This window comes from Pseudomonas sp. 06C 126 (assembly GCF_001855215.1).
Classification (GTDB): Bacteria; Pseudomonadota; Gammaproteobacteria; order Pseudomonadales; family Pseudomonadaceae; genus Aquipseudomonas; species Aquipseudomonas proteolytica.
The window spans coordinates 1-18,777 of record NZ_MIFU01000113.1; the positions used below are offsets into that span (position 1 = coordinate 1).

An 18,777-nucleotide genomic window follows, 5' to 3' on the forward strand; every position below is an offset into this window, starting at 1 on the left:
CCGCTCCCACATTTGGTTTTGGGGGCTATTTGAAACCGAGCTGGCGCCAGCCTTCGTAGACGGCGACGGCCACGGTGTTGGACAGGTTCAGGCTGCGGCAGCCTTCACGCATCGGCAGGCGCAAGCGCTGGCCATCGGGCAGGGCGTCGAGTACGTCTGCCGGCAGGCCACGGCTTTCCGGGCCGAACAGGAAGGCATCACCCTCGGCAAAGCTGGCATCATGAAACGGCCGCGAACCTTTGGTGGTGAACGCAAACAGCCGTGGATGGCCCAGGCTTTCCAGGCAACTGGCGAGGTCGGCGTGACGCTGCAGGGTGGCGTATTCGTGATAGTCCAGGCCGGCGCGACGCAGGCGCTTGTCGTCCATCTCGAAGCCCAGCGGCTCGATCAAATGCAGGTGGCAGCCACTGTTGGCGCACAGCCTGATAACGTTGCCGGTGTTCGGCGGAATTTCTGGTTGAAAAAGGATGACGTGAAACATGCACGGCTCCGAAGATAAAGATGCAGCGCATTCTACCCCTGAAGACGACCCCAGGCCGCAGCTATTGCCCAGAGTCCTGGGTTCGCTGGCGATTGTCGGTCTGATGGTGGGCTTGATGATTGGTCGCCTGACCACCCCGGACCCGACGGCCTTGCTGCAGGTCGAGCCCGCCACCGATGGGCTGGTGGTGTGGTTCAACAACGAACCGAAGTTGCACGGCGAGCATATCGACGGCACCGTGGCGCTGCTGTTCGACGCCCAGGGCCATGCGCAGGCGGGGCAATTGAAGGTCAATGACAAGGATGTGAACTGGCGGGTGCGCAAGACCGATGGCGGCTTGCTGTTGAACCTGGTGGCGGCACGGCCGCTGCGCGGGGAATGGTCGGGCAAGGCGGTCGATGACCGCTGGCGACTGGAGATCCATCTCCTGGAGCAATAAAAGAGGGAGTTCCCGGCCTGCCTGTACCAGGGCTCCCAAAACGGTTTGAAGCTCGAATTAAAGAGGGGATTCTCGGCCTGCCTGTACCAAGGTCCCCGAAACTGGGTAGTACCAGAGGTATTGCAGGGGGCGTGCCAGAATGGTGAATTTGTCTAGGAAAATTCTTTTATAAAGCGCAAAGCCCCGGATTACGGGGCTTTGGCGTTTTCAGGGTTCAGAGTTTTTTGAAAGCGGCCTGGAGTTCGTGCGCGATAGCGGTTCATGGTGCGTTGAAGCGGTGCACACCAAACAAATGTGGGAGCTGGCTTGCCTGCGATGCGGGCACCTCGGTCTTTCAGAGATACCGAGGTGATGCAATCGCAGGCAAGCCAGCTCCCACACAAGCCCTCATCCACATTAGGTCATCCGTGTGCTGGAGGGCTTTGTTCAGCCCTCTTCACCCTCATCATCATCCCCGCCATCCACCTTCATCCCCAATTCCTTGATCTTGCGGGTCAAGGTGTTACGACCCCAGCCCAGCAGTACGGCGGCGTCACGCCGGCGGCCAGCGGTGTGCTTGAGGGCCGTCTCGATCATGATCCGCTCAAAGGTCGGCACGGCGCTGTCCAGCAGGCTCGACTGGCCGCGAGCCAAGGCTTGGTCGGCCCATTGGCGCAGGGCCTGTTCCCAGTTGGTCACGGGCGCTGAATCCTGCGGCAGGCTCAACAGCTCCGGCGGCAGGTCGCTGATATGCACTTCGCGCCCGGACGCCATCACCGTGATCCAGCGGCAGGTATTCTCCAACTGGCGCACGTTGCCCGGCCACGGCAGGTTTTTCAGGTATTCCTCGGTTTCCGTCTTCAGCAGCTTGGGCTCTACCGCCAACTCCTGGGCGGCGCGGCTGAGGAAGTGGCGGGCCAGGGTCGGGATGTCTTCGCGGCGGTCCGACATCCGCGGGATGTGGATGCGGATCACGTTGAGGCGGTGGAACAAGTCCTCGCGGAACTTGCCGGCGTGCACCAGGGTTTCCAGGTTCTGGTGGGTCGCGGCGATGATCCGTACATCGACCTTGACCGGCGTATGGCCGCCGACGCGATAGAACTCACCGTCTGCCAGCACCCGCAACAGTCGGGTCTGGGTGTCGGCCGGCATATCGCCGATTTCATCGAGAAACAGGGTGCCGCCGTCGGCCTGTTCAAACCGGCCGCGACGCAGGTTGGCGGCGCCGGTAAACGCGCCTTTCTCATGGCCGAACAGCTCCGATTCCATCAAGTCCTTGGGGATCGCCGCCATGTTCAGAGCGATGAACGGCGAGGCGGCCCGTGGGCTGTGGCGGTGCAGGGCATGGGCGACCAGCTCTTTACCGGTGCCGGACTCACCGTTGATCAGCACGGTGATGTTGGAATGGCTCAAGCGCCCGATGGCGCGAAACACTTCCTGCATCGCCGGCGCTTCACCGATGATTTCCGGGGTGCGCGTCAGGGTCGGCTCCACGGCCTGGCCTTGCTGCTCCTGGGCGTGCTGGTTGGCGCGCTTGACCAACGCCACCGCCTCATCGACGTCGAACGGCTTGGGCAGGTACTCGAAGGCGCCGCCTTGATAGGACGCGACAGCGCTGTCCAGGTCCGAGTGCGCGGTCATGATGATCACCGGCAAGCGCGGGTGCTGCTCGCGGATCCGCGCCAGCAAGTCCAGGCCGCTGGCGCCGGGCATGCGGATGTCGGAGATGATCACATCGGGCTGCTGGCGCGCCAGGCGGCTCATCACCCCGTCGGCGCTGTCGAAGCTCTGGGTGGTCATGCCTTCCTGTTGCAAGGCTTTCTCCAGGACCCAGCGGATGGAACGGTCGTCATCGACGATCCAGACAGTTTCACTACGGCTCATGTCGATGGGGCTCCTTGTTCCAGTGGCAGAAAGATCGAAAAGGTCGTGTGGCCGGGATGGCTTTCACATTCGATCAGGCCCTGGTGCTGGCTGATGATGTTCTGGGTAATGGCCAGGCCCAGCCCGGTACCGTCCGGGCGGCCGCTGACCATCGGGAAGAAAATGGTTTCTTGCAGTTCGGCCGGGATACCCGGGCCGTTGTCGATGATCTCGACCTTGGTCACCAGGCGATGGCGTACGTGGCCAATGGTGAACTGGCGCAAGGCGCGGGTGCGCAGGCTGATACGGCCCAGGCGCAGCTCGTTCTGGCTGCTGATGGCCTGCATGGCGTTGCGCACGATATTGAGCACCGCCTGGATCATCTGCTCGCGGTCGATCAATACGTCGGGGATGCTCGGGTCATAGTCGCGCACCAGGGTGATGCAGCCCTGGCTTTCGGCCTCCACCAACTGGCAGACGCGCTCGAGCACTTCATGCACGTTGGTCATCGCCAGCGACGGCAGTTTGTTGGAACCCAGCATGCGGTCCACAAGGTTGCGCAGGCGGTCGGCTTCCTCGATGATGACGTTGGTGTAGTCCTTGAGGTGCTCATCCGGCAGCTCGCGGGCCAACAACTGTGCGGCGCCGCGAATCCCGCCCAGGGGGTTCTTGATCTCATGGGCCAGGCCGCGTACCAGCATCTTGCTGGTTTCCTGCTTGGACAACTGCGCCTCTTCCTTGGTGATGCGCAGCAGGCGATCGCGGGGATGCACCTCCAGCAGCAGCAAGGTGGCGCCGTGGCTCAGGATCGGTGTTACCGCATAGTCCACGGTCAGGGTCTGGCCGGTGAGGGCCGTGAGCATCGCTTCGCGCTTGGTGAACGGGTGGGCCTGCTCCACGGCCTGGCGCAAGGAACTCAAGGCCTCGGCGGACTCGGTGAACAGCTCGCTGATAAATTGCCCATGGCTGCGCTGGCCGCTGATGGCCAGGAGCATCTCCGCCGCGGGGTTCATGTACTCAAGGCGCAGTTCGGCATTGAGCAGGATGGTCGCGGTGGTCAGGTTGTCGAGTAGCAAGCGGTGCAGTGCGTCGCTGATGGTCATTAGGACCTCTTTTGGAGCAAGGCGTGGGCTTGAGGCTCACGCTGATACCAGGAAAATGCAAAAACCAAACCAAGGCTCCGAAAAGAAGCGTAAAAGCCCTGAAATAGGGGCTTTAGGCGCGAAACTATGGCGCTCTGCCAGCTTGCTCGGGAGATATCGACCCAAAATGGGCTGGCCGGCGGGCATGGGTGCAACCTATCGCACCAATATAGTGCGAATCCCGGCATTCTGTTCAGCGATCAACTATTTCCTGGAAGCACCAATCAAACTGTAGGAGCTGGCTTGCCTGCGATAGCGGTGTATCTGTCACATCACGACTGACTGAACCACCGCTATCGCAGGCAAGCCAGCTCCCACAGTTTTGATGGGGTTTGCAAAGGTGGAGAGTCATTGTTTCAGGCAAAAAAAAGACCTCCCGAAGGAGGCCTTTTTGTCACGCCGCGTTGAGCAGCGCTACCGGATCAGCAGCTGTAGTACAGCTCGTATTCCAGTGGGTGTACGAAGGTGCGGACCTTGATTTCTTCTTCGCTTTTCAGGGCGATGTAGGCATCGATGAAGTCGTCGCTGAACACGCCGCCTTTGGTCAGGAACGCACGGCCCTTGTCCAGCTCTTCCAGGGCTTCTTTCAGGCTGCCGCACACTTGTGGGATTTCCTTGGCCTCTTCAGGCGGCAGGTCGTACAAGTTTTTGTCGGCGGCGTCGCCTGGGTGGATCTTGTTCTGGATGCCGTCCAGGCCAGCCATCAGCAGTGCAGCAAAACCCAGGTACGGGTTGGCTGCTGGATCCGGGAAGCGTGCTTCGATACGGCGAGCGCGAGGGCTGGACACGTAAGGAATACGGATCGAAGCGGAACGGTTGCGAGCCGAGTAGGCCAGCATCACCGGTGCTTCAAAACCTGGGACCAGACGCTTGTAGGAGTTGGTCGACGGGTTGGTGAAGCCGTTCAGGGCCTTACCGTGCTTGATGATGCCGCCGATGAAGTACAGGGCGGTGTCGGACAGGCCGGCATAACCTTCGCCAGCGAAGGTGTTCTTGCCATCTTTGGCGATGGACAGGTGAACGTGCATGCCCGAACCGTTATCGCCGTACAGTGGCTTAGGCATGAAGGTAGCGGTACGGCCGTAGGCCACTGCCACGTTGTGTACGCAGTACTTGAGGGTCTGTACTTCGTCAGCCTTGGCAACCAGGGTGTTGAACTTCACACCGATTTCGTTCTGGCCGGCAGTCGCCACTTCGTGGTGGTGAACTTCGATGACCAGGCCCATGTCTTCCATGGCGTTGCACATGGAGGTACGGATTTCGTGGTCGTGGTCGAACGGTGGTACTGGGAAGTAGCCGCCTTTGACGCCTGGACGGTGGCCATGGTTGCCGCCTTCCACGTCCTGGTCGGACATCCACGAACCCTGGTCGGAGAAGATCTTGAACATGGAGCCGGAGATGTCGGACTTGAACTTCACCTGGTCAAAGATGAAGAACTCAGGCTCAGGACCCACGAATACGGTGTCACCGATACCGGTGGACTTCAGGTATTCCTCGGCACGCTTGGCGATCGCACGTGGGTCGCGGTCGTAGCCCTGCATGGTCGAAGGCTCGATCACGTCGCAGACGATGATCAGGGTTGGCTCTTCGGTGAACGGGTCGAGTACGGCGGTGGAGTCGTCCGGCATCAGGATCATGTCGGAGGCTTCGATGCCTTTCCAGCCAGCGATGGAGGAGCCGTCGAACATTTTGCCTTCTTCGAAGAAGGCGTCATCCAGCGCGTCGCGAGCCGGCATGGTCACGTGGTGCTGAGTGCCTTTGGTGTCCGTGAAGCGCAGATCAATCCATTTAACGTCATGATCTTTGATGAGTTGAACCGACTTCGACATAGTGTCCTCCGGGTGGCTTCGGGCTGGGGTAGTGGAGTAGCCCTTAGAATGTGGGTGATGCCGGCGCGGATAGTCCGCCATGGCAACCTGCCTCACAAGAGAGCAAATTGCATGCCAGTGCCCCGACATGGGTTTTTTGCCTCAAAATGGCCCCTATAAAGGTGCAAATCGTCGAAATGGCAAAAATCGCGCACTGCAATGTAGCGTAACTGCCTGTAAATGCACCTCTTTGGTGCGTTGCGTGCCGTTTGTATATTAACTGGTCAAACCTTGAGCGATTTCCGCTATAATCCGCGCCCCCCTTTTTCGGCTGGCCCTGCGCGCGCTGTTTCCATGAAATTAATCGTTAAAGTCTTCCCCGAGATCACCATCAAGAGCCGACCGGTACGGATGCGTTTCATCCGTCAATTGGCCAAGAATATCCGCGCCGTGCTCCGTGACCTGGACCCGGCCGTGGTGGTGAACGGTGTGTGGGACAATCTCGAGCTGGAAACCCGCGTCAGCGACCCTAAAGCCTTGAAAGATATGACCGAACGCCTGAGCTGCATGCCGGGCATCGCGCATTTCCTGCAGGTCGACGAGTACCCGCTGGGCGACTTCGACGACATCACGCAAAAATGCAAACTGCACTTTGGCACCAGCCTTGAAGGCAAGATTTTTTCGGTGCGCTGCAAGCGTGCGGGCAAGCACCCGTTCAGCTCCATGGATGTCGAGAAATACGTCGGCAGCAAGCTGCGTCGCGAGTGTGGGGCCGCAGGAATCTCGCTGAAAGAGCCGCAAATCGAAGTGCGCATCGAAATTCGCGACCAACGGTTGTTTGTGATCCACAGCCAGCACAACAGCATCGGTGGCTACCCGCTGGGTGCGCTGGAACAGACCCTGGTGCTGATGTCCGGCGGTTTCGACTCTACCGTGGCGGCCTACCAGATCATGCGCCGGGGCCTGATGAGCCACTTCTGCTTCTTTAACCTGGGCGGGCGTGCACACGAATTGGGCGTGATGGAAGTTGCGCACTATATCTGGAAGAAGTACGGCAGCTCCCAGCGCGTGCTGTTTGTCAGCGTACCGTTCGAGGAAGTCCTGGGAGAAATTCTCGGAAAAGTCGATAACGGTCATATGGGCGTCGTATTGAAGCGTATGATGTTGCGCGCAGCGTCGAAAATCGCCGACCGCCTGCAAATCGAAGCGCTGGTGACCGGCGAGGCGATTTCCCAGGTCTCCAGCCAGACGTTGCCGAACCTGTCCGTGATCGACTGCGTGACCGACAAGCTGGTATTGCGCCCGCTGATCGCCAGCCACAAGCAGGACATCATCGACCTGGCCAACGAAATCGGCACCGCTGATTTCGCCAAGCACATGCCAGAGTACTGCGGGGTCATCTCGGTGAACCCCAAGACCCATGCCAAGCGCTATCGCGTGGAGCATGAAGAGAAAGAATTCGACATGGCGATTCTGGAGCGAGCGCTCGAGAACGCCAAACTGGTGCCGATCGATCGAGTCATCGACGAACTGGGCCAGGACGTACAGATCGAAGAAGTCAGCGAAGCCCTGGCCGGTCAGATTGTCATCGACATCCGTCACCCGGATGCCGCTGAAGACGAGCCGCTGGAAATCGCTGGCATCGACGTGCAAGCGTTGCCGTTCTATGCACTGAACGCGCGTTTCAAGGAACTGGATAACAGCCGTCAGTACCTGCTGTATTGCGACAAAGGCGTGATGAGTCGCCTGCATGCCCACCATTTGCTCAGTGAGGGATATGCCAATGTGCGCGTTTATCGACCGAGCTAAGAGCCCGGGGCTGTTTGCCTGTGGCCTGCGTCACCGGCCCCCCGACTCTGCCGTCAAGCTGTAACGGCAAGGCCTGACTCTACTGTTAATCGCTGCCACGACCTGTCAGCACACCGAATCCTCTGATCGAGATACACAAGTGATCGAAAATCTACGTAACATCGCCATCATTGCTCACGTTGACCATGGTAAAACCACCCTGGTAGACAAACTCCTGCGTCAATCCGGCACCCTGGAGCGCAACGAGCTCAACGACGAGCGCGTGATGGACTCCAACGACCAGGAAAAAGAGCGCGGTATTACCATCCTGGCAAAAAACACTGCCATCAACTGGAACGGCTACCACATCAACATCGTGGATACCCCGGGCCACGCCGACTTCGGCGGCGAAGTTGAACGTGTAATGTCGATGGTTGACTCCGTTCTGCTGCTGGTTGACGCTCAAGACGGCCCTATGCCGCAAACCCGTTTCGTGACCAAGAAGGCTTTCGAAGCCGGCCTGCGTCCAATCGTGGTGATCAACAAGGTTGACCGTCCAGGCGCGCGTCCGGACTGGGTTCTGGACCAGATCTTCGACCTGTTCGACAACCTCGGTGCCACCGAAGAACAGCTGGACTTCAAAGTCGTCTACGCCTCGGCCCTGAACGGCATTGCCGGTCTGGAACACACCGACATGGCTGAAGACATGACCCCGCTGTACCAGTCGATCGTCGACAACGTACCTGCGCCGAAAGTCGACCGTGACGGTCCGTTCCAGATGCAAATCTCGGCACTGGACTACAACAGCTTCCTGGGTGTTATCGGCGTTGGCCGTATCGCTCGTGGTCGCGTCAAGCCGAACACTCCGGTCGTGGCTATCGACGCCACCGGCAAGAAGCGTAACGGTCGTATCCTGAAGCTGATGGGTCACCACGGTCTGCACCGTATTGACGTTGAAGAAGCTGCTGCAGGCGACATCGTGTGCATCAGCGGTATGGACTCGCTGTTCATCTCCGACACCCTGTGCCACCCGGACACAGTTGAAGCAATGGTGCCGTTGACCGTTGACGAGCCAACCGTTTCCATGACCTTCCAGGTAAACGACTCGCCTTTCTGCGGTAAAGAAGGCAAGTTCGTGACTTCCCGTAACATCAAGGAACGTCTGGACAAAGAGCTGCTGTACAACGTTGCACTGCGCGTTGAAGAAGGCGACTCGGCTGACAAGTTCAAGGTTTCCGGCCGTGGTGAGCTGCACCTCTCGGTACTGATCGAAACCATGCGTCGCGAAGGCTTCGAAATGGGCGTTGGCCGTCCGGAAGTGATCATCCGTGTTGTTGACGGCGTGAAGCAGGAACCGTTCGAAAACGTCACCATCGACACCCCTGAAGAATCCCAGGGCAAGGTCATGGAAGAGATGGGCCTGCGTAAGGGCGACCTGACCAACATGGTGCCGGATGGCAAAGGCCGTGTGCGTCTGGAATACAACATCCCTGCTCGTGGTCTGATCGGTTTCCGTAACCAGTTCCTGACCCTGACCAACGGTGCTGGCATCCTGACCTCGATCTTCGATCGCTACGACACCATGAAGTCCGGCGACATGTCCGGCCGTCAGAACGGTGTTCTGGTATCGGTAGAAACCGGCAAGGCACTGACCTACTCCCTGGAAACCCTCCAGGCGCGTGGCAAGCTGTTCGTTGAACACGGTCAAGAGATCTACAACGGCCAGATCGTTGGTCTGAACAGCCGTGACAACGACATGGGCGTCAACCCAACCAAAGGCAAGAAGCTCGACAACATGCGTGCTTCGGGTAAAGACGAAACCATCGCCCTGGTTCCACCTGTTCGCTTCACCCTGGAACAGGCTCTGGAATTCATCCAGGACGACGAGCTGTGCGAAGTGACGCCGAAGTCCATCCGTCTTCGTAAGAAGATCCTGGACGAAGGCGAGCGTACCCGCGCTGCCAAAAAGGCCAAGAACTGATACTTAGTTCCGGCTGAATAAAAACGCCCCCGGTCGAAAGGCCGGGGGCGTTTTTTTATGCCTGTAGATTTTGTGGTGGTTTGCCGGCCCCATCGCAGGCAAGCCAGCTCCCACATTTGAGGGTGTTCACAAATCAAACTGTGGGAGCTGGCTTGCCTGCGATGGGGCCCTCAAGAGCCCTGCAAAATCCGGATCAGAACTTGTCGAGGGTCTTGAACTTGGTCTCGCGCACCACTTCCTTGGGCTTGTACGCGCAATACCCCGGCCGTGGCCCGATCTTCGGGTGATTGCGGCAGGTATCCGGGCGCTTGTCATAAATAGTGCAGAAGCGCGTCTTACGATCCAGGTACAGGCAATCGTTGTTGCTCATGCGCTGCAGGGTAAAGATCTCGGACTTGGAGTTGAAACGCTCGACGATGCCTTCCTTCTGCAAGCGCTTGGCGATGTTCTTCGGCGGGTCGCCACGCTCGAATTCGTCGACGATGCCAATGCGGATCAAATCCTTGATCTTCACCTCAACCGGCAGGGTGCAGCAGTTGGACGTGCAGCCGCCGCACATGTGGCTGGAGTATTTCTGCCACGTTTCGAGACGGTCGAGTTCCGCGGCGGCGATCAGTTGAGGCTTCATCAGGTTTCCAAGAGGGGCTTTGTCCGGGCGCGCGATCATACCGGGATTGGTGATTTTTTGAACAATATTTTGCGGATTTCGGCTCAAAGGCTCCCGCCCGTCTCAAACGGGCACGGCCCCTGCATCTAAAACCTGCATGCGTGAATGAGTGAAAAAACTGCCGAACCGTCAGCCATGCCATGGGTCAGACCGTCTAGGCTCTAGGATTTCCCTTCTTCTATCTCGCCCGAGGTCGCACCGATGTCTCAGGAACCGCTTGTACGAGAAGCAGAGGTAGCCGCGTTTCGCGATGCTGTCTTGACCAAACTCACTTATGCGGTGGGCAAGGATCCCGATCACGCCTTTGACCACGATTGGTTCGAAGCCATTGCCCTGGCGGCGCGCGACCACATGGTCGACCACTGGATGGACCACACCCGGCGTATCTACCGGCGTGGGCAGAAGCGGGTGTATTACCTGTCCCTGGAATTCTTGATCGGTCGTTTGCTGTTTGACAGCCTGAGCAACCTCGGCCTGCTGGAGGTGGCGCGCGAAGCCCTTGGCGAGTTGGGTGTGGACCTGGAGCGCATTCGCCTGCTGGAGCCCGATGCGGCCCTGGGCAACGGGGGCCTGGGGCGCCTGGCCGCGTGCTTTATGGAAAGCATGTCGACCCTGGGCATTGCCGGCCATGGCTATGGCATTCGTTACGAACACGGTCTGTTTCGCCAGGCGATTGTCGATGGCTGGCAGCAGGAGCAGACCGAACGCTGGCTGGATTTCGGCAACCCCTGGGAGTTCGAGCGCGCCGAGGTGATCTACCCGATCGGCTTTGGCGGCAGCGTCGAGACTGTGCTGGATGCGTCCGGCAAGTCGATCCAGGTCTGGTCGCCCAATGAAACCGTGCGCGCCGTAGCCTACGACACCCCGGTGGTCGGCTGGCGTGGCGCCAGTGTGAACACCTTGCGCCTGTGGCGTGCGCGGGCCGTCGAAGACCTGCACTTGGAGCGCTTCAACGCCGGTGACCATTTGGGCGCCGTTGCCGAAGTGGCCCGTGCCGAAAGCATCTCAAGGGTGCTTTACCCGGCCGACAGCACCGAAGCAGGGCAGGAATTGCGCCTGCGCCAGGAATATTTCTTCGTCTCGGCCTCCCTGCAAGACCTGCTGCGCCGCCACAAAAACATGCACGGTTCGGTCCTGAGCCTGGGCGAGCACGCGGCCATCCAGCTCAACGACACGCACCCGTCCATCGCCGTGGCCGAGTTGATGCGCCAATTGGTCGACCTGCACGATATTGCCTGGGATGCGGCCTGGCAGGTCACCGTCGAAACGCTGTCCTACACCAACCACACCCTGCTCCCCGAAGCCCTGGAAACCTGGCCGGTGGGCCTGATGGAACGCATGCTGCCCCGGCACATGCAGATCATTTATCTGATCAATGCCCAGCACATTGATTCGCTGCGGGCCAAGGGCATTCACGACTTCGACGTCCTGCGCGCTGTCTCGCTGATCGAAGAAGACAACGGGCGCCGCGTGCGCATGGGCAACCTGGCGTTCCTGGGGTCCCACAGCGTCAATGGCGTCTCGGGATTGCATACGCAGCTGATGCGCAGCACGGTGTTTTCCGAACTGCACAAGCTCTACCCCGAGCGTATCAACAACAAGACCAACGGCATTACCTTCCGCCGCTGGCTGTTCCAGGCCAACCCCAAGCTCACCGCGATGCTGGTGGAGGCCCTGGGGCCGGACATTCTCGACAACATGGAACAGCGCCTGGTGGAGCTGGAAACCTTCGCCGAGAAAGACGCCTTTCGCAAAGCCTTCGCCGAGCAGCGCCTGCACAGCAAGCGGGTGCTGGCCGATATCATCCACGAGCGCCTGGGAATTTCGGTCAACCCGGCGGCGATGTTCGATGTGCAGGTCAAGCGTATCCACGAGTACAAGCGCCAATTGCTGAACCTGCTGCACACGGTCGCCCTGTACCAGGCGATTCGCGCCGAACCCGAAGTGGATTGGGTGCCGCGGGTGAAGATCTTCGCCGGCAAGGCGGCGGCCAGTTATCACCAGGCCAAGCTGATCATCAAGCTGACCAACGACATCGCCCGTACGGTGAACAACGACCCCACGGTGCGCGGCTTGCTCAAGGTCGTGTTCCTGCCCAACTACAACGTCAGCCTCGCCGAAAACATCATCCCGGCGGCGGACCTGTCGGAGCAGATCTCCACCGCCGGGTTTGAGGCCTCGGGCACCAGCAACATGAAGTTCGGCCTCAATGGCGCGCTGACCATCGGCACCATGGATGGCGCCAATGTGGAGATGCATGAGCGTATCGGCGGCGAGCACATGTTTATTTTCGGCCTCAGCGCCGAGCAGGTGGAAGCGCGTAAACAGGCCGGTGAATTCAATGCCGGCCCTGATATCGCCGCATCCCACCGCTTGAACGACGTGCTGCAGGCGATTCGTGGCGGGGTGTTCTCGCCGGACGATCCGGGGCGCTATGTGGGGTTGATCGACTCGTTGATCGCCTATGACCGGTTCCTGGTGTGCGCCGATTTTGACGCCTACTGGGACGCCCAGGCGCGGGTCGAAGCCCATTGGCACGACACCAGGGAGTGGTGGCGTTCGGCGGTGCTCAATACTGCGCGCACGGGTTGGTTCTCGTCAGACCGAACCATCCGGGAATACGCCACCGAGATCTGGAAAGCCTTGGACTAGACCCCGCAGAACCCCCTTTAGGAGCGGCTTGTGTAGGAGCTGGCTTGCCTGCGATACAGGCGCCTCGGTGTATCAGTGACACCGAGGGGATGCTATCGCAGGCAAGCCAGCTCCCACACAAGCCAGCTCCTACACAAACCAGGTCCTACACAAGCCAGGTCCCACATTGGGATTGTGTCGATATACTGAGCGTCGGTTACGCCCGCTTCGGGCTGCTTAGGGATCTCGACCATGCAATGGATGTTCATGCTCATTGGCCTGGTGCTCGGCTGGGCGCTGGATGAGTCGTTCAGTGACGCAGCTTTCGGCGCGCTCCTGGGTTTGGGGATTGGCCAAGCCATTCGTCTATCGAACCTTGGCAGCGCCTTGAAGGCTCTGGAGCAACGCCTGGCGATGCTGGAAAAGCCGCCGCAGGTCGAGCCGCCCATGGTCGAACCCGCGCCCGCCCCAGAACTGGTCTGGGAACTGCCCGCCGAACTGCAACCCACCTCTGCTGCCGAACCCAGCCCGCCGCTGCCGGACGACCTGTGGAAGCCGGCCGCTGCTGCACGCGAAGCTGAACCCCAGATCCCCCGTAGCCCCAACCTGATCGAACGGGCCATCCAGGGTGCGCGCAACTGGCTGCTGGGTGGCAACACCGTGCTGCGGGTTGGCGTGGTGCTGCTGTTCCTTGGCCTCGCATTTTTGCTGCGCTATGCCACCGAAGGCATGGTGGTGCCCATCGAGTTGCGCTACGCCGGTGTCGCCGCCTGCGCCCTGGGTTTACTGGGCCTGGGCTGGTGGCTGCGCGCGCGTAACGGCAATTACGCGCTGATCCTGCAAGGCACCGGCATCGCCGTGTTGTACCTGACGGTATTCGCCGCCATGCGTCTGCACCCTTTGCTCGACCCCGGCGCGGCGCTCGGCCTGCTGGTGGCTGTGACGCTGTTTTCGGCGATCCTCGCTATTACCCAGGACGCCATCGGCCTGGCCTGCGCCGCCGCCCTGGGCGGTTTCGCCGCGCCGATCCTGGCGTCCACCGGCGAGGGCAGCCATGTGGCGCTGTTCAGCTACTTCACCTTGCTCAACGTCGGCATCCTCGCCATTGCCTGGTTCAAGGCCTGGCGCCTGCTCAATGTGATTGGTTTTGCCGGCACCTTCGGCATCGGCTTTGCCTGGGGCATCCGCTCCTACACGCCGGAGTTGCTGTGGAGTACCGAGCCGTTCCTGATTGTGTTTTTCCTGATGTACCTGGCCATCGGCCTGTTGTTTGCGCGGCGCAAACTCCTGGAAATGCCCGACGCCCCGGCCGATGACAGCCGTGGTGCACTGCTGCGCTGGTCGGCGGCCAAGGGGGATTATGTGGATGGCGGCCTGCTGTTCGGGCCACCGCTTGTGGCGTTTGGCTTGCAGTTCACCCTGGTGCAGCACCTGGCATTTGCTCCGGCATTCAGCGCGTTGGCGTTGGGGATCATTTATATGGCGCTGGCGCGTGTGCTCAGTGGCGGGCGCACCGTATTGCTGGGCGAAACCTGCCTGGCCCTGGGCGTGATCTTCGCCAGCCTGGCGATCCCCCTGGGCCTGGATGCGCGCTGGACCGCCGCAGCTTGGGCGGTGGAAGGCGCGGGGATTCTCTGGCTCGGCCTGCGCCAGCAGCGGTTGTTGGCGCGCGCATTTGGCCTGTTGTTGCAACTGGGCTCGGCGCTGGCCTTTCTCAGTGAGTTGGACGTGGGCCAGCACACGCTGCTGGAAGGGGCGGCGCTGGGCGCGTTGTTGCTCGGCGTGGCGTTGCTGTTCAGCTTCCACCAACTGCGCAAGGCTGCGCATGGGCAGATCAGCCAGTGGGAGCGCAAGGGCTTGCCGGTCCTGGCGGGCCTGGGCTTGGGGTTTGTGTATCTGCTGGCACCGTTGCTGCTGGCCGAGCAGGGCACCGCGATCAGCTGGGCGCTTGCAGGGCTGGTCAGCGTGTTTGTCGGCCTGCATATCGCTTCGCGCACGGTCCTGTTCTGCGCGCTCGGCGTGCAAGTGCTGGCGGGGGCATTGCTCACGTTGACGTCCTGGGGCACCGAGGAGCTGCCGGCGTTGCGTCATATCGGTTTCTGGGCGCCGATGCTGGTCGGGTTGGCTGCGTTTGTCGGTGCCTGGCGTTTGCAGGGCAGTGGCCAACGGCTCAAATTGCCCCACCTATCCCACGGCCTGCTGGCGTGGGGCGCTGCGTGGTGGGTGTTGGCGCTCAACCACGAATTGCTGCGCTTTACCCCGCCGGAGCTGCAAGCCACCTTTCTGTTGGCCGCGGCAGCGGCCAGCGCGGCGCTGTGGATGTTGCTGGCGTTGCGTCTGCGTTGGGCTGCGCTCGGGACCCTCTGCCTGTTGTTGATGCCAGCGGCGGCGCTGGTGCTGTTGGTGTCGTTGCATCGCTATTACCACCCGGCGGCCGAATTGGGCTGGCTGGCCTGGATTGCGGTGTTCGCCGTGCATTTTATCGCGCTGCGTTACTTGGCAGACTTGGCGGCGGCCAAGGCCCTGCGTGTCGCCCACGTGCTGGGCTGCTGGATGCTGATCGGCATGCTGGCCCTGGAGTTGCGCTACGGCCTGCTGGTGCTCTCGGTGCAATACAACGCCTGGCGCTGGCTGGGCTGGGCGATTTTCCCCAGCCTGTACCTGATAGCCGTCGCTGCACCGCGCCAATGGCCGTGGCCAGTTTCTGCTTATCCACGCGAATACCGCCTGCTGGCCGCGCTGCCGTTGGCCGCGCTGATGCTGGTGTGGTTCTGGCTGGCCAATATTTTCAGCGACGGTACCGCCAAGCCGTTGCCCTACATGCCATTGCTCAACCCCTTGGACCTTGGCCTGCTGTTTGCGCTGCTGGGTGTGTACCTGTGGACACGCAGCGCGGCGCCGCAACTGGGCGGCCGCACCCCCTGGATTGCCCAGGGGGTTGCCGGGGTTTCGCTGTTCGCCTTTTTCACCGCATTGGTGATGCGCACGGCGCACCACTGGGGCGGCGTACCGTTTCATCTGGATGCGTTGCTCGACTCCATGCTGGTGCAGGCCGGATTGTCGATTGTCTGGACCCTGATTGCCCTGGGCCTGATGATCGGTGGTCATCTGCGCAATCGCCGGGAGGTGTGGCTGGTCGGCGCGGTGCTGATTGGCGTGGTGGTCGCCAAGTTGTTCCTCGTCGAGCTGAGCAACCGTGGCGGGCTGGAGCGGATTGTGTCGTTTATCGGCGTGGGCGGGCTGTTGCTGGTGGTGGGTTATTTTGCCCCGTTGCCGCCCAAACGCGTTGAACCCGAGGTTCAAACCCAAGGAGCTTCCTCTTGATCGGCAAACTGAGTATTGCCCTGGTGGGCCTGTGCACCGCGCTATCGGTATGGGCCGCAGAAGCCCCCGCCGACTTCACCGCCCAAGTGCCGCTGGCGATCAGCGGCGAAGGGCCCTGGTATCGCTTGGAGTTGCCGCTGGCGGTGCAACTGAGCGCCCGCCAGGCCGATCTCAGTGACCTGCGGGTGTTCAACGCCGCCGGTGAGCCGCAGGCGTATGCATTGGTGCGTCAGTCGGCCGCCAGCGCAAAAAACCTGGCGAGGCTGAAGGGCTTCCCGCTGTACGCCGCCGACAACACCAGTGACAGCGCGCCCAGCGTGCGCGTGCAATCGAGTGCCACGGGCACCCTGGTGCAGGTGCAGCCGTCCAGCGAAGTGCCGGCCGGCGCGCAGGTGCGACGCGGCTGGTTGCTCGATGCCAGTGCCATCAAGGCGCCGTTGCAAAAGCTGATCCTCGACTGGTCCGCCGAGCACGACGGTTTCCAGCGTTTCAGCATCGAAGCCAGTGACGATTTGCAGCACTGGCGCTCCTGGGGCGAAGGGCAGTTGGCGCGCCTGGCGTTTGCCGATGATCGGGTTGAACTGCGTGAAGTGGCCTTGCCGGGGCAACCGGCGCGTTACCTGCGCCTGTTATGGCAAGGCCAGGCCGCGCCCGAGTTGACCTCCATTGAAGTGCAGAGCACCAGCAGCCTGCCGTTGCCGCTGGTGTGGTCCGAGCCATTGGCCGGCAGCTCCCTTGAAGCGGGGCAATACAGCTGGCAGCTGCCCGGGGTGTTGAATATCGAGCGGGTGCGCATCGAGTTACGCCAGCCCAACAGCCTGGCCCCGGTGGGTCTTGCCGGGCGCCAGGACAGCAAGCAGGCATGGCAGCCGTTAAGCCGCGGTTTGCTCTACCGATTGCCGCAGAACGGGCAAGAGATCACCCAGGATCAATTGCAGTTGCCGGGTTACCCGGTCCGCCAACTCAAGCTGGACGTAGACGAGCGGGGCGGTGGCCTGGGGCCGCAGGCGCCGGGGTTGAGTTTCGCCGTGCGGGCCACGCAGGTGGTGTTCCTGGCGCGGGGCGAACCGCCGTTTACCCTGGCGCTGGGCAACCCGTCGGCCAAGGCGGCGAACCTGCCGTTGACCACCCTGATTCCCGATTATCAGCCGCAGCGCCTCGCGGCGTTGGGCCAGGCCAGGGTCGATGGCGAGTGGCGCGCCAATCCGCCGGCCGCACCAAATGTCGCAGGTATGCCTTGGCAGACAATCGGCCTGTGGGCCGTATTGCTGCTGGGCGTAGCGGCACTCGGGGGCATGGCCTACAGTCTGTTGCGCAAGCCGCCGGCCAGGCCCTGAGCCGGGGCCTGCATGAACTCTGTCAGGGTTATCTCGTCTGATAGGAGGAAATGCGCCCCGACTCGCGCTAAACTGCGCGGGTTTTTAGCCCCCCCATTCTCCGGAGCCGTCCATGTCCCGCGTTACCCTGAGTCGCTATTTGATTGAGCAGACCCGCAGCAACAACACCCCTGCCGATCTGCGCTTCCTGATCGAAGTGGTGGCGCGTGCTTGCAAGGAAATCAGCCACGCCGTGTCCAAGGGCGCGCTGGGCGGCGTCCTGGGCAGCATGGGCACTGAAAACGTGCAAGGCGAAGTGCAGAAGAAGCTCGACGTGATTTCCAACGAAATCCTGCTCGAAGCCAACGAATGGGGCGGTCACCTGGCCGGCATGGCGTCCGAAGAAATGGACAACGCCTACCAGATCCCGGGCAAATACCCTAAAGGCGCGTACCTGCTGGTATTCGACCCGCTGGACGGCTCGTCGAACATCGACATCAACGCGCCAGTCGGCACCATCTTCTCCGTACTGCGTTGCCCGAACGAATACCTGAGCCAGAACGAAGCCCTGAACGAAAAGGCCTTCCTGCAGCCAGGCACCGAGCAGGTCGCCGCCGGTTATGCGATCTACGGCCCGCAGACCATGCTGGTGCTGACCCTGGGCGATGGCGTCAAGGGCTTTACCCTGGACCGTGAAATGGGCAGCTTCGTGCTGACCCACGAAGACATCTCCATTCCTGCCTCGACCCAGGAATTTGCGATCAACATGTCCAACCAGCGCCACTGGGAAGAACCGGTCAAGCGCTACGTCAACGAGTTGATGGAAGGTGAAGAAGGTCCGTTGAAGAAAAACTTCAACATGCGTTGGGTCGCCGCGATGGTTGCCGACGTACACCGCATCCTGACCCGTGGTGGCCTGTTCATGTACCCACGCGACAGCCGCGAGCCGTCCAAACCGGGCAAACTGCGCCTGATGTACGAAGCCAACCCGATGTCGTTCCTGGTCGAACAAGCTGGCGGTGCTTCCACCGACGGTCACCAGCGCATCCTCGACATCCAGCCTGAAGGCCTGCACCAGCGTGTGGCGGTGTTCCTGGGCTCCAAGGAAGAAGTGGCGCGCGTGACCGGTTACCACAAAGGTTAATGCTACCCCCTGTGGCGAGGGGGCTTGTCCCCCGCTGGGCTGCGAAGCAGCCCCCAAACCCACCCACTCGTTTTACCTGAAAGTACTCAGTGGCTTTATTGGGGCTGCTTCGCACCCCAGCGGGGGTGTAGAACCGTAGACATCCTTTACATCTGAAACCGGGGACATCGTTTACACATTTGAAGCTTGGATGCGGCTCTTGCCGCGTCCAAGT

At 61.0% G+C, this 18,777-nt stretch carries 12 protein-coding genes; 7 read left to right on the forward strand and 5 right to left on the reverse strand.

Translation table 11 applies throughout. The features are described 5' to 3' along the window. Nucleotides 1–25: 25 nt before the first annotated feature. On the reverse strand, nucleotides 26–481 hold the full coding sequence (locus tag BHC62_RS22310) for a tRNA (cytidine(34)-2'-O)-methyltransferase (protein WP_029295910.1): 456 nt from the start codon (nucleotides 479–481) through the stop codon (nucleotides 26–28). Between BHC62_RS22310 and BHC62_RS22315 the strand changes: the two genes are divergently transcribed. Beyond that, the gene (locus BHC62_RS22315; RefSeq protein WP_029295911.1) at nucleotides 480–920 is read left to right on the forward strand and encodes a hypothetical protein; all 441 of its coding nucleotides are present in this window, start codon (nucleotides 480–482) and stop codon (nucleotides 918–920) included. The genes BHC62_RS22310 and BHC62_RS22315 overlap by 2 nt on opposite strands. Before the next feature lie 426 nt (nucleotides 921–1,346). Here BHC62_RS22315 and ntrC read toward each other — a convergent pair whose 3' ends face one another. The 3 genes from ntrC to glnA all read right to left on the reverse strand — a co-directional run bounded on the left by ntrC (nucleotide 1,347) and on the right by glnA (nucleotide 5,733). Further along, nucleotides 1,347–2,783, reverse strand: coding sequence for a nitrogen regulation protein NR(I) (gene ntrC, locus BHC62_RS22320; RefSeq protein ID WP_029295912.1), 1,437 nt, complete (start codon nucleotides 2,781–2,783; stop codon nucleotides 1,347–1,349). Continuing rightward, the gene (gene glnL / locus BHC62_RS22325) at nucleotides 2,780–3,865 is read right to left on the reverse strand and encodes a nitrogen regulation protein NR(II) (protein ID WP_029295914.1); all 1,086 of its coding nucleotides are present in this window, start codon (nucleotides 3,863–3,865) and stop codon (nucleotides 2,780–2,782) included. Before glnL ends, ntrC begins: the two co-directional genes overlap by 4 nt. A gap of 461 nt (nucleotides 3,866–4,326) precedes the next feature. Beyond that, nucleotides 4,327–5,733 carry a glutamate--ammonia ligase gene (gene glnA, locus BHC62_RS22330; RefSeq protein ID WP_029295916.1) on the reverse strand — a complete coding sequence of 469 codons (1,407 nt, stop codon included), beginning with the start codon at nucleotides 5,731–5,733 and terminating at the stop codon, nucleotides 4,327–4,329. 333 nt (nucleotides 5,734–6,066) lie between these two features. On the opposite strand from glnA, the gene thiI reads away from it, so the two are divergent. Beyond that, nucleotides 6,067–7,521 (forward strand): tRNA uracil 4-sulfurtransferase ThiI, encoded by a 1,455-nt coding sequence (gene thiI / locus BHC62_RS22335; protein ID WP_070996192.1) that lies wholly within the window; start codon nucleotides 6,067–6,069, stop codon nucleotides 7,519–7,521. Nucleotides 7,522–7,660: 139 nt separating this feature from the next. Next, nucleotides 7,661–9,481 (forward strand): translational GTPase TypA, encoded by a 1,821-nt coding sequence (gene typA, locus BHC62_RS22340; RefSeq protein WP_070996193.1) that lies wholly within the window; start codon nucleotides 7,661–7,663, stop codon nucleotides 9,479–9,481. Between the two features lie 193 nt (nucleotides 9,482–9,674). Here typA and BHC62_RS22345 read toward each other — a convergent pair whose 3' ends face one another. Beyond that, a complete protein-coding gene (locus BHC62_RS22345; RefSeq protein WP_029295922.1) occupies nucleotides 9,675–10,109 on the reverse strand; it encodes a YkgJ family cysteine cluster protein in 435 nt (144 codons plus the stop codon). A gap of 240 nt (nucleotides 10,110–10,349) precedes the next feature. Between BHC62_RS22345 and BHC62_RS22350 the strand changes: the two genes are divergently transcribed. The 4 genes from BHC62_RS22350 to BHC62_RS22365 all read left to right on the forward strand — a co-directional run bounded on the left by BHC62_RS22350 (nucleotide 10,350) and on the right by BHC62_RS22365 (nucleotide 18,563). After that, nucleotides 10,350–12,800, forward strand: coding sequence for a glycogen/starch/alpha-glucan phosphorylase (locus tag BHC62_RS22350; protein ID WP_029295924.1), 2,451 nt, complete (start codon nucleotides 10,350–10,352; stop codon nucleotides 12,798–12,800). A gap of 231 nt (nucleotides 12,801–13,031) precedes the next feature. Beyond that, the gene (locus BHC62_RS22355; protein ID WP_070996194.1) at nucleotides 13,032–16,103 is read left to right on the forward strand and encodes a DUF2339 domain-containing protein; all 3,072 of its coding nucleotides are present in this window, start codon (nucleotides 13,032–13,034) and stop codon (nucleotides 16,101–16,103) included. Then, a complete protein-coding gene (locus tag BHC62_RS22360) occupies nucleotides 16,103–17,440 on the forward strand; it encodes a DUF3999 domain-containing protein (RefSeq protein ID WP_070996195.1) in 1,338 nt (445 codons plus the stop codon). Before BHC62_RS22355 ends, BHC62_RS22360 begins: the two co-directional genes overlap by 1 nt. Before the next feature lie 112 nt (nucleotides 17,441–17,552). Beyond that, nucleotides 17,553–18,563, forward strand: coding sequence for a class 1 fructose-bisphosphatase (locus tag BHC62_RS22365; RefSeq protein ID WP_029295932.1), 1,011 nt, complete (start codon nucleotides 17,553–17,555; stop codon nucleotides 18,561–18,563). Nucleotides 18,564–18,777: the final 214 nt, after the last annotated feature.

Bases quoted from the DNA above. Each gene is read 5' to 3' on its own strand.
- BHC62_RS22365 (WP_029295932.1), top strand. From the start codon at position 17,553: ATGTCCCGCGTTACCCTGAGTCGCTATTTGATTGAGCAGACCCGCAGC.
- BHC62_RS22315 (WP_029295911.1), top strand. From the start codon at position 480: ATGCACGGCTCCGAAGATAAAGATGCAGCGCATTCTACCCCTGAAGAC.
- thiI (WP_070996192.1), top strand. From the start codon at position 6,067: ATGAAATTAATCGTTAAAGTCTTCCCCGAGATCACCATCAAGAGCCGA.
- ntrC (WP_029295912.1), bottom strand. From the start codon at position 2,783: ATGAGCCGTAGTGAAACTGTCTGGATCGTCGATGACGACCGTTCCATC.
- BHC62_RS22355 (WP_070996194.1), top strand. From the start codon at position 13,032: ATGCAATGGATGTTCATGCTCATTGGCCTGGTGCTCGGCTGGGCGCTG.
- glnA (WP_029295916.1), bottom strand. From the start codon at position 5,733: ATGTCGAAGTCGGTTCAACTCATCAAAGATCATGACGTTAAATGGATT.
- BHC62_RS22310 (WP_029295910.1), bottom strand. From the start codon at position 481: ATGTTTCACGTCATCCTTTTTCAACCAGAAATTCCGCCGAACACCGGC.
- BHC62_RS22350 (WP_029295924.1), top strand. From the start codon at position 10,350: ATGTCTCAGGAACCGCTTGTACGAGAAGCAGAGGTAGCCGCGTTTCGC.
- glnL (WP_029295914.1), bottom strand. From the start codon at position 3,865: ATGACCATCAGCGACGCACTGCACCGCTTGCTACTCGACAACCTGACC.
- BHC62_RS22345 (WP_029295922.1), bottom strand. From the start codon at position 10,109: ATGAAGCCTCAACTGATCGCCGCCGCGGAACTCGACCGTCTCGAAACG.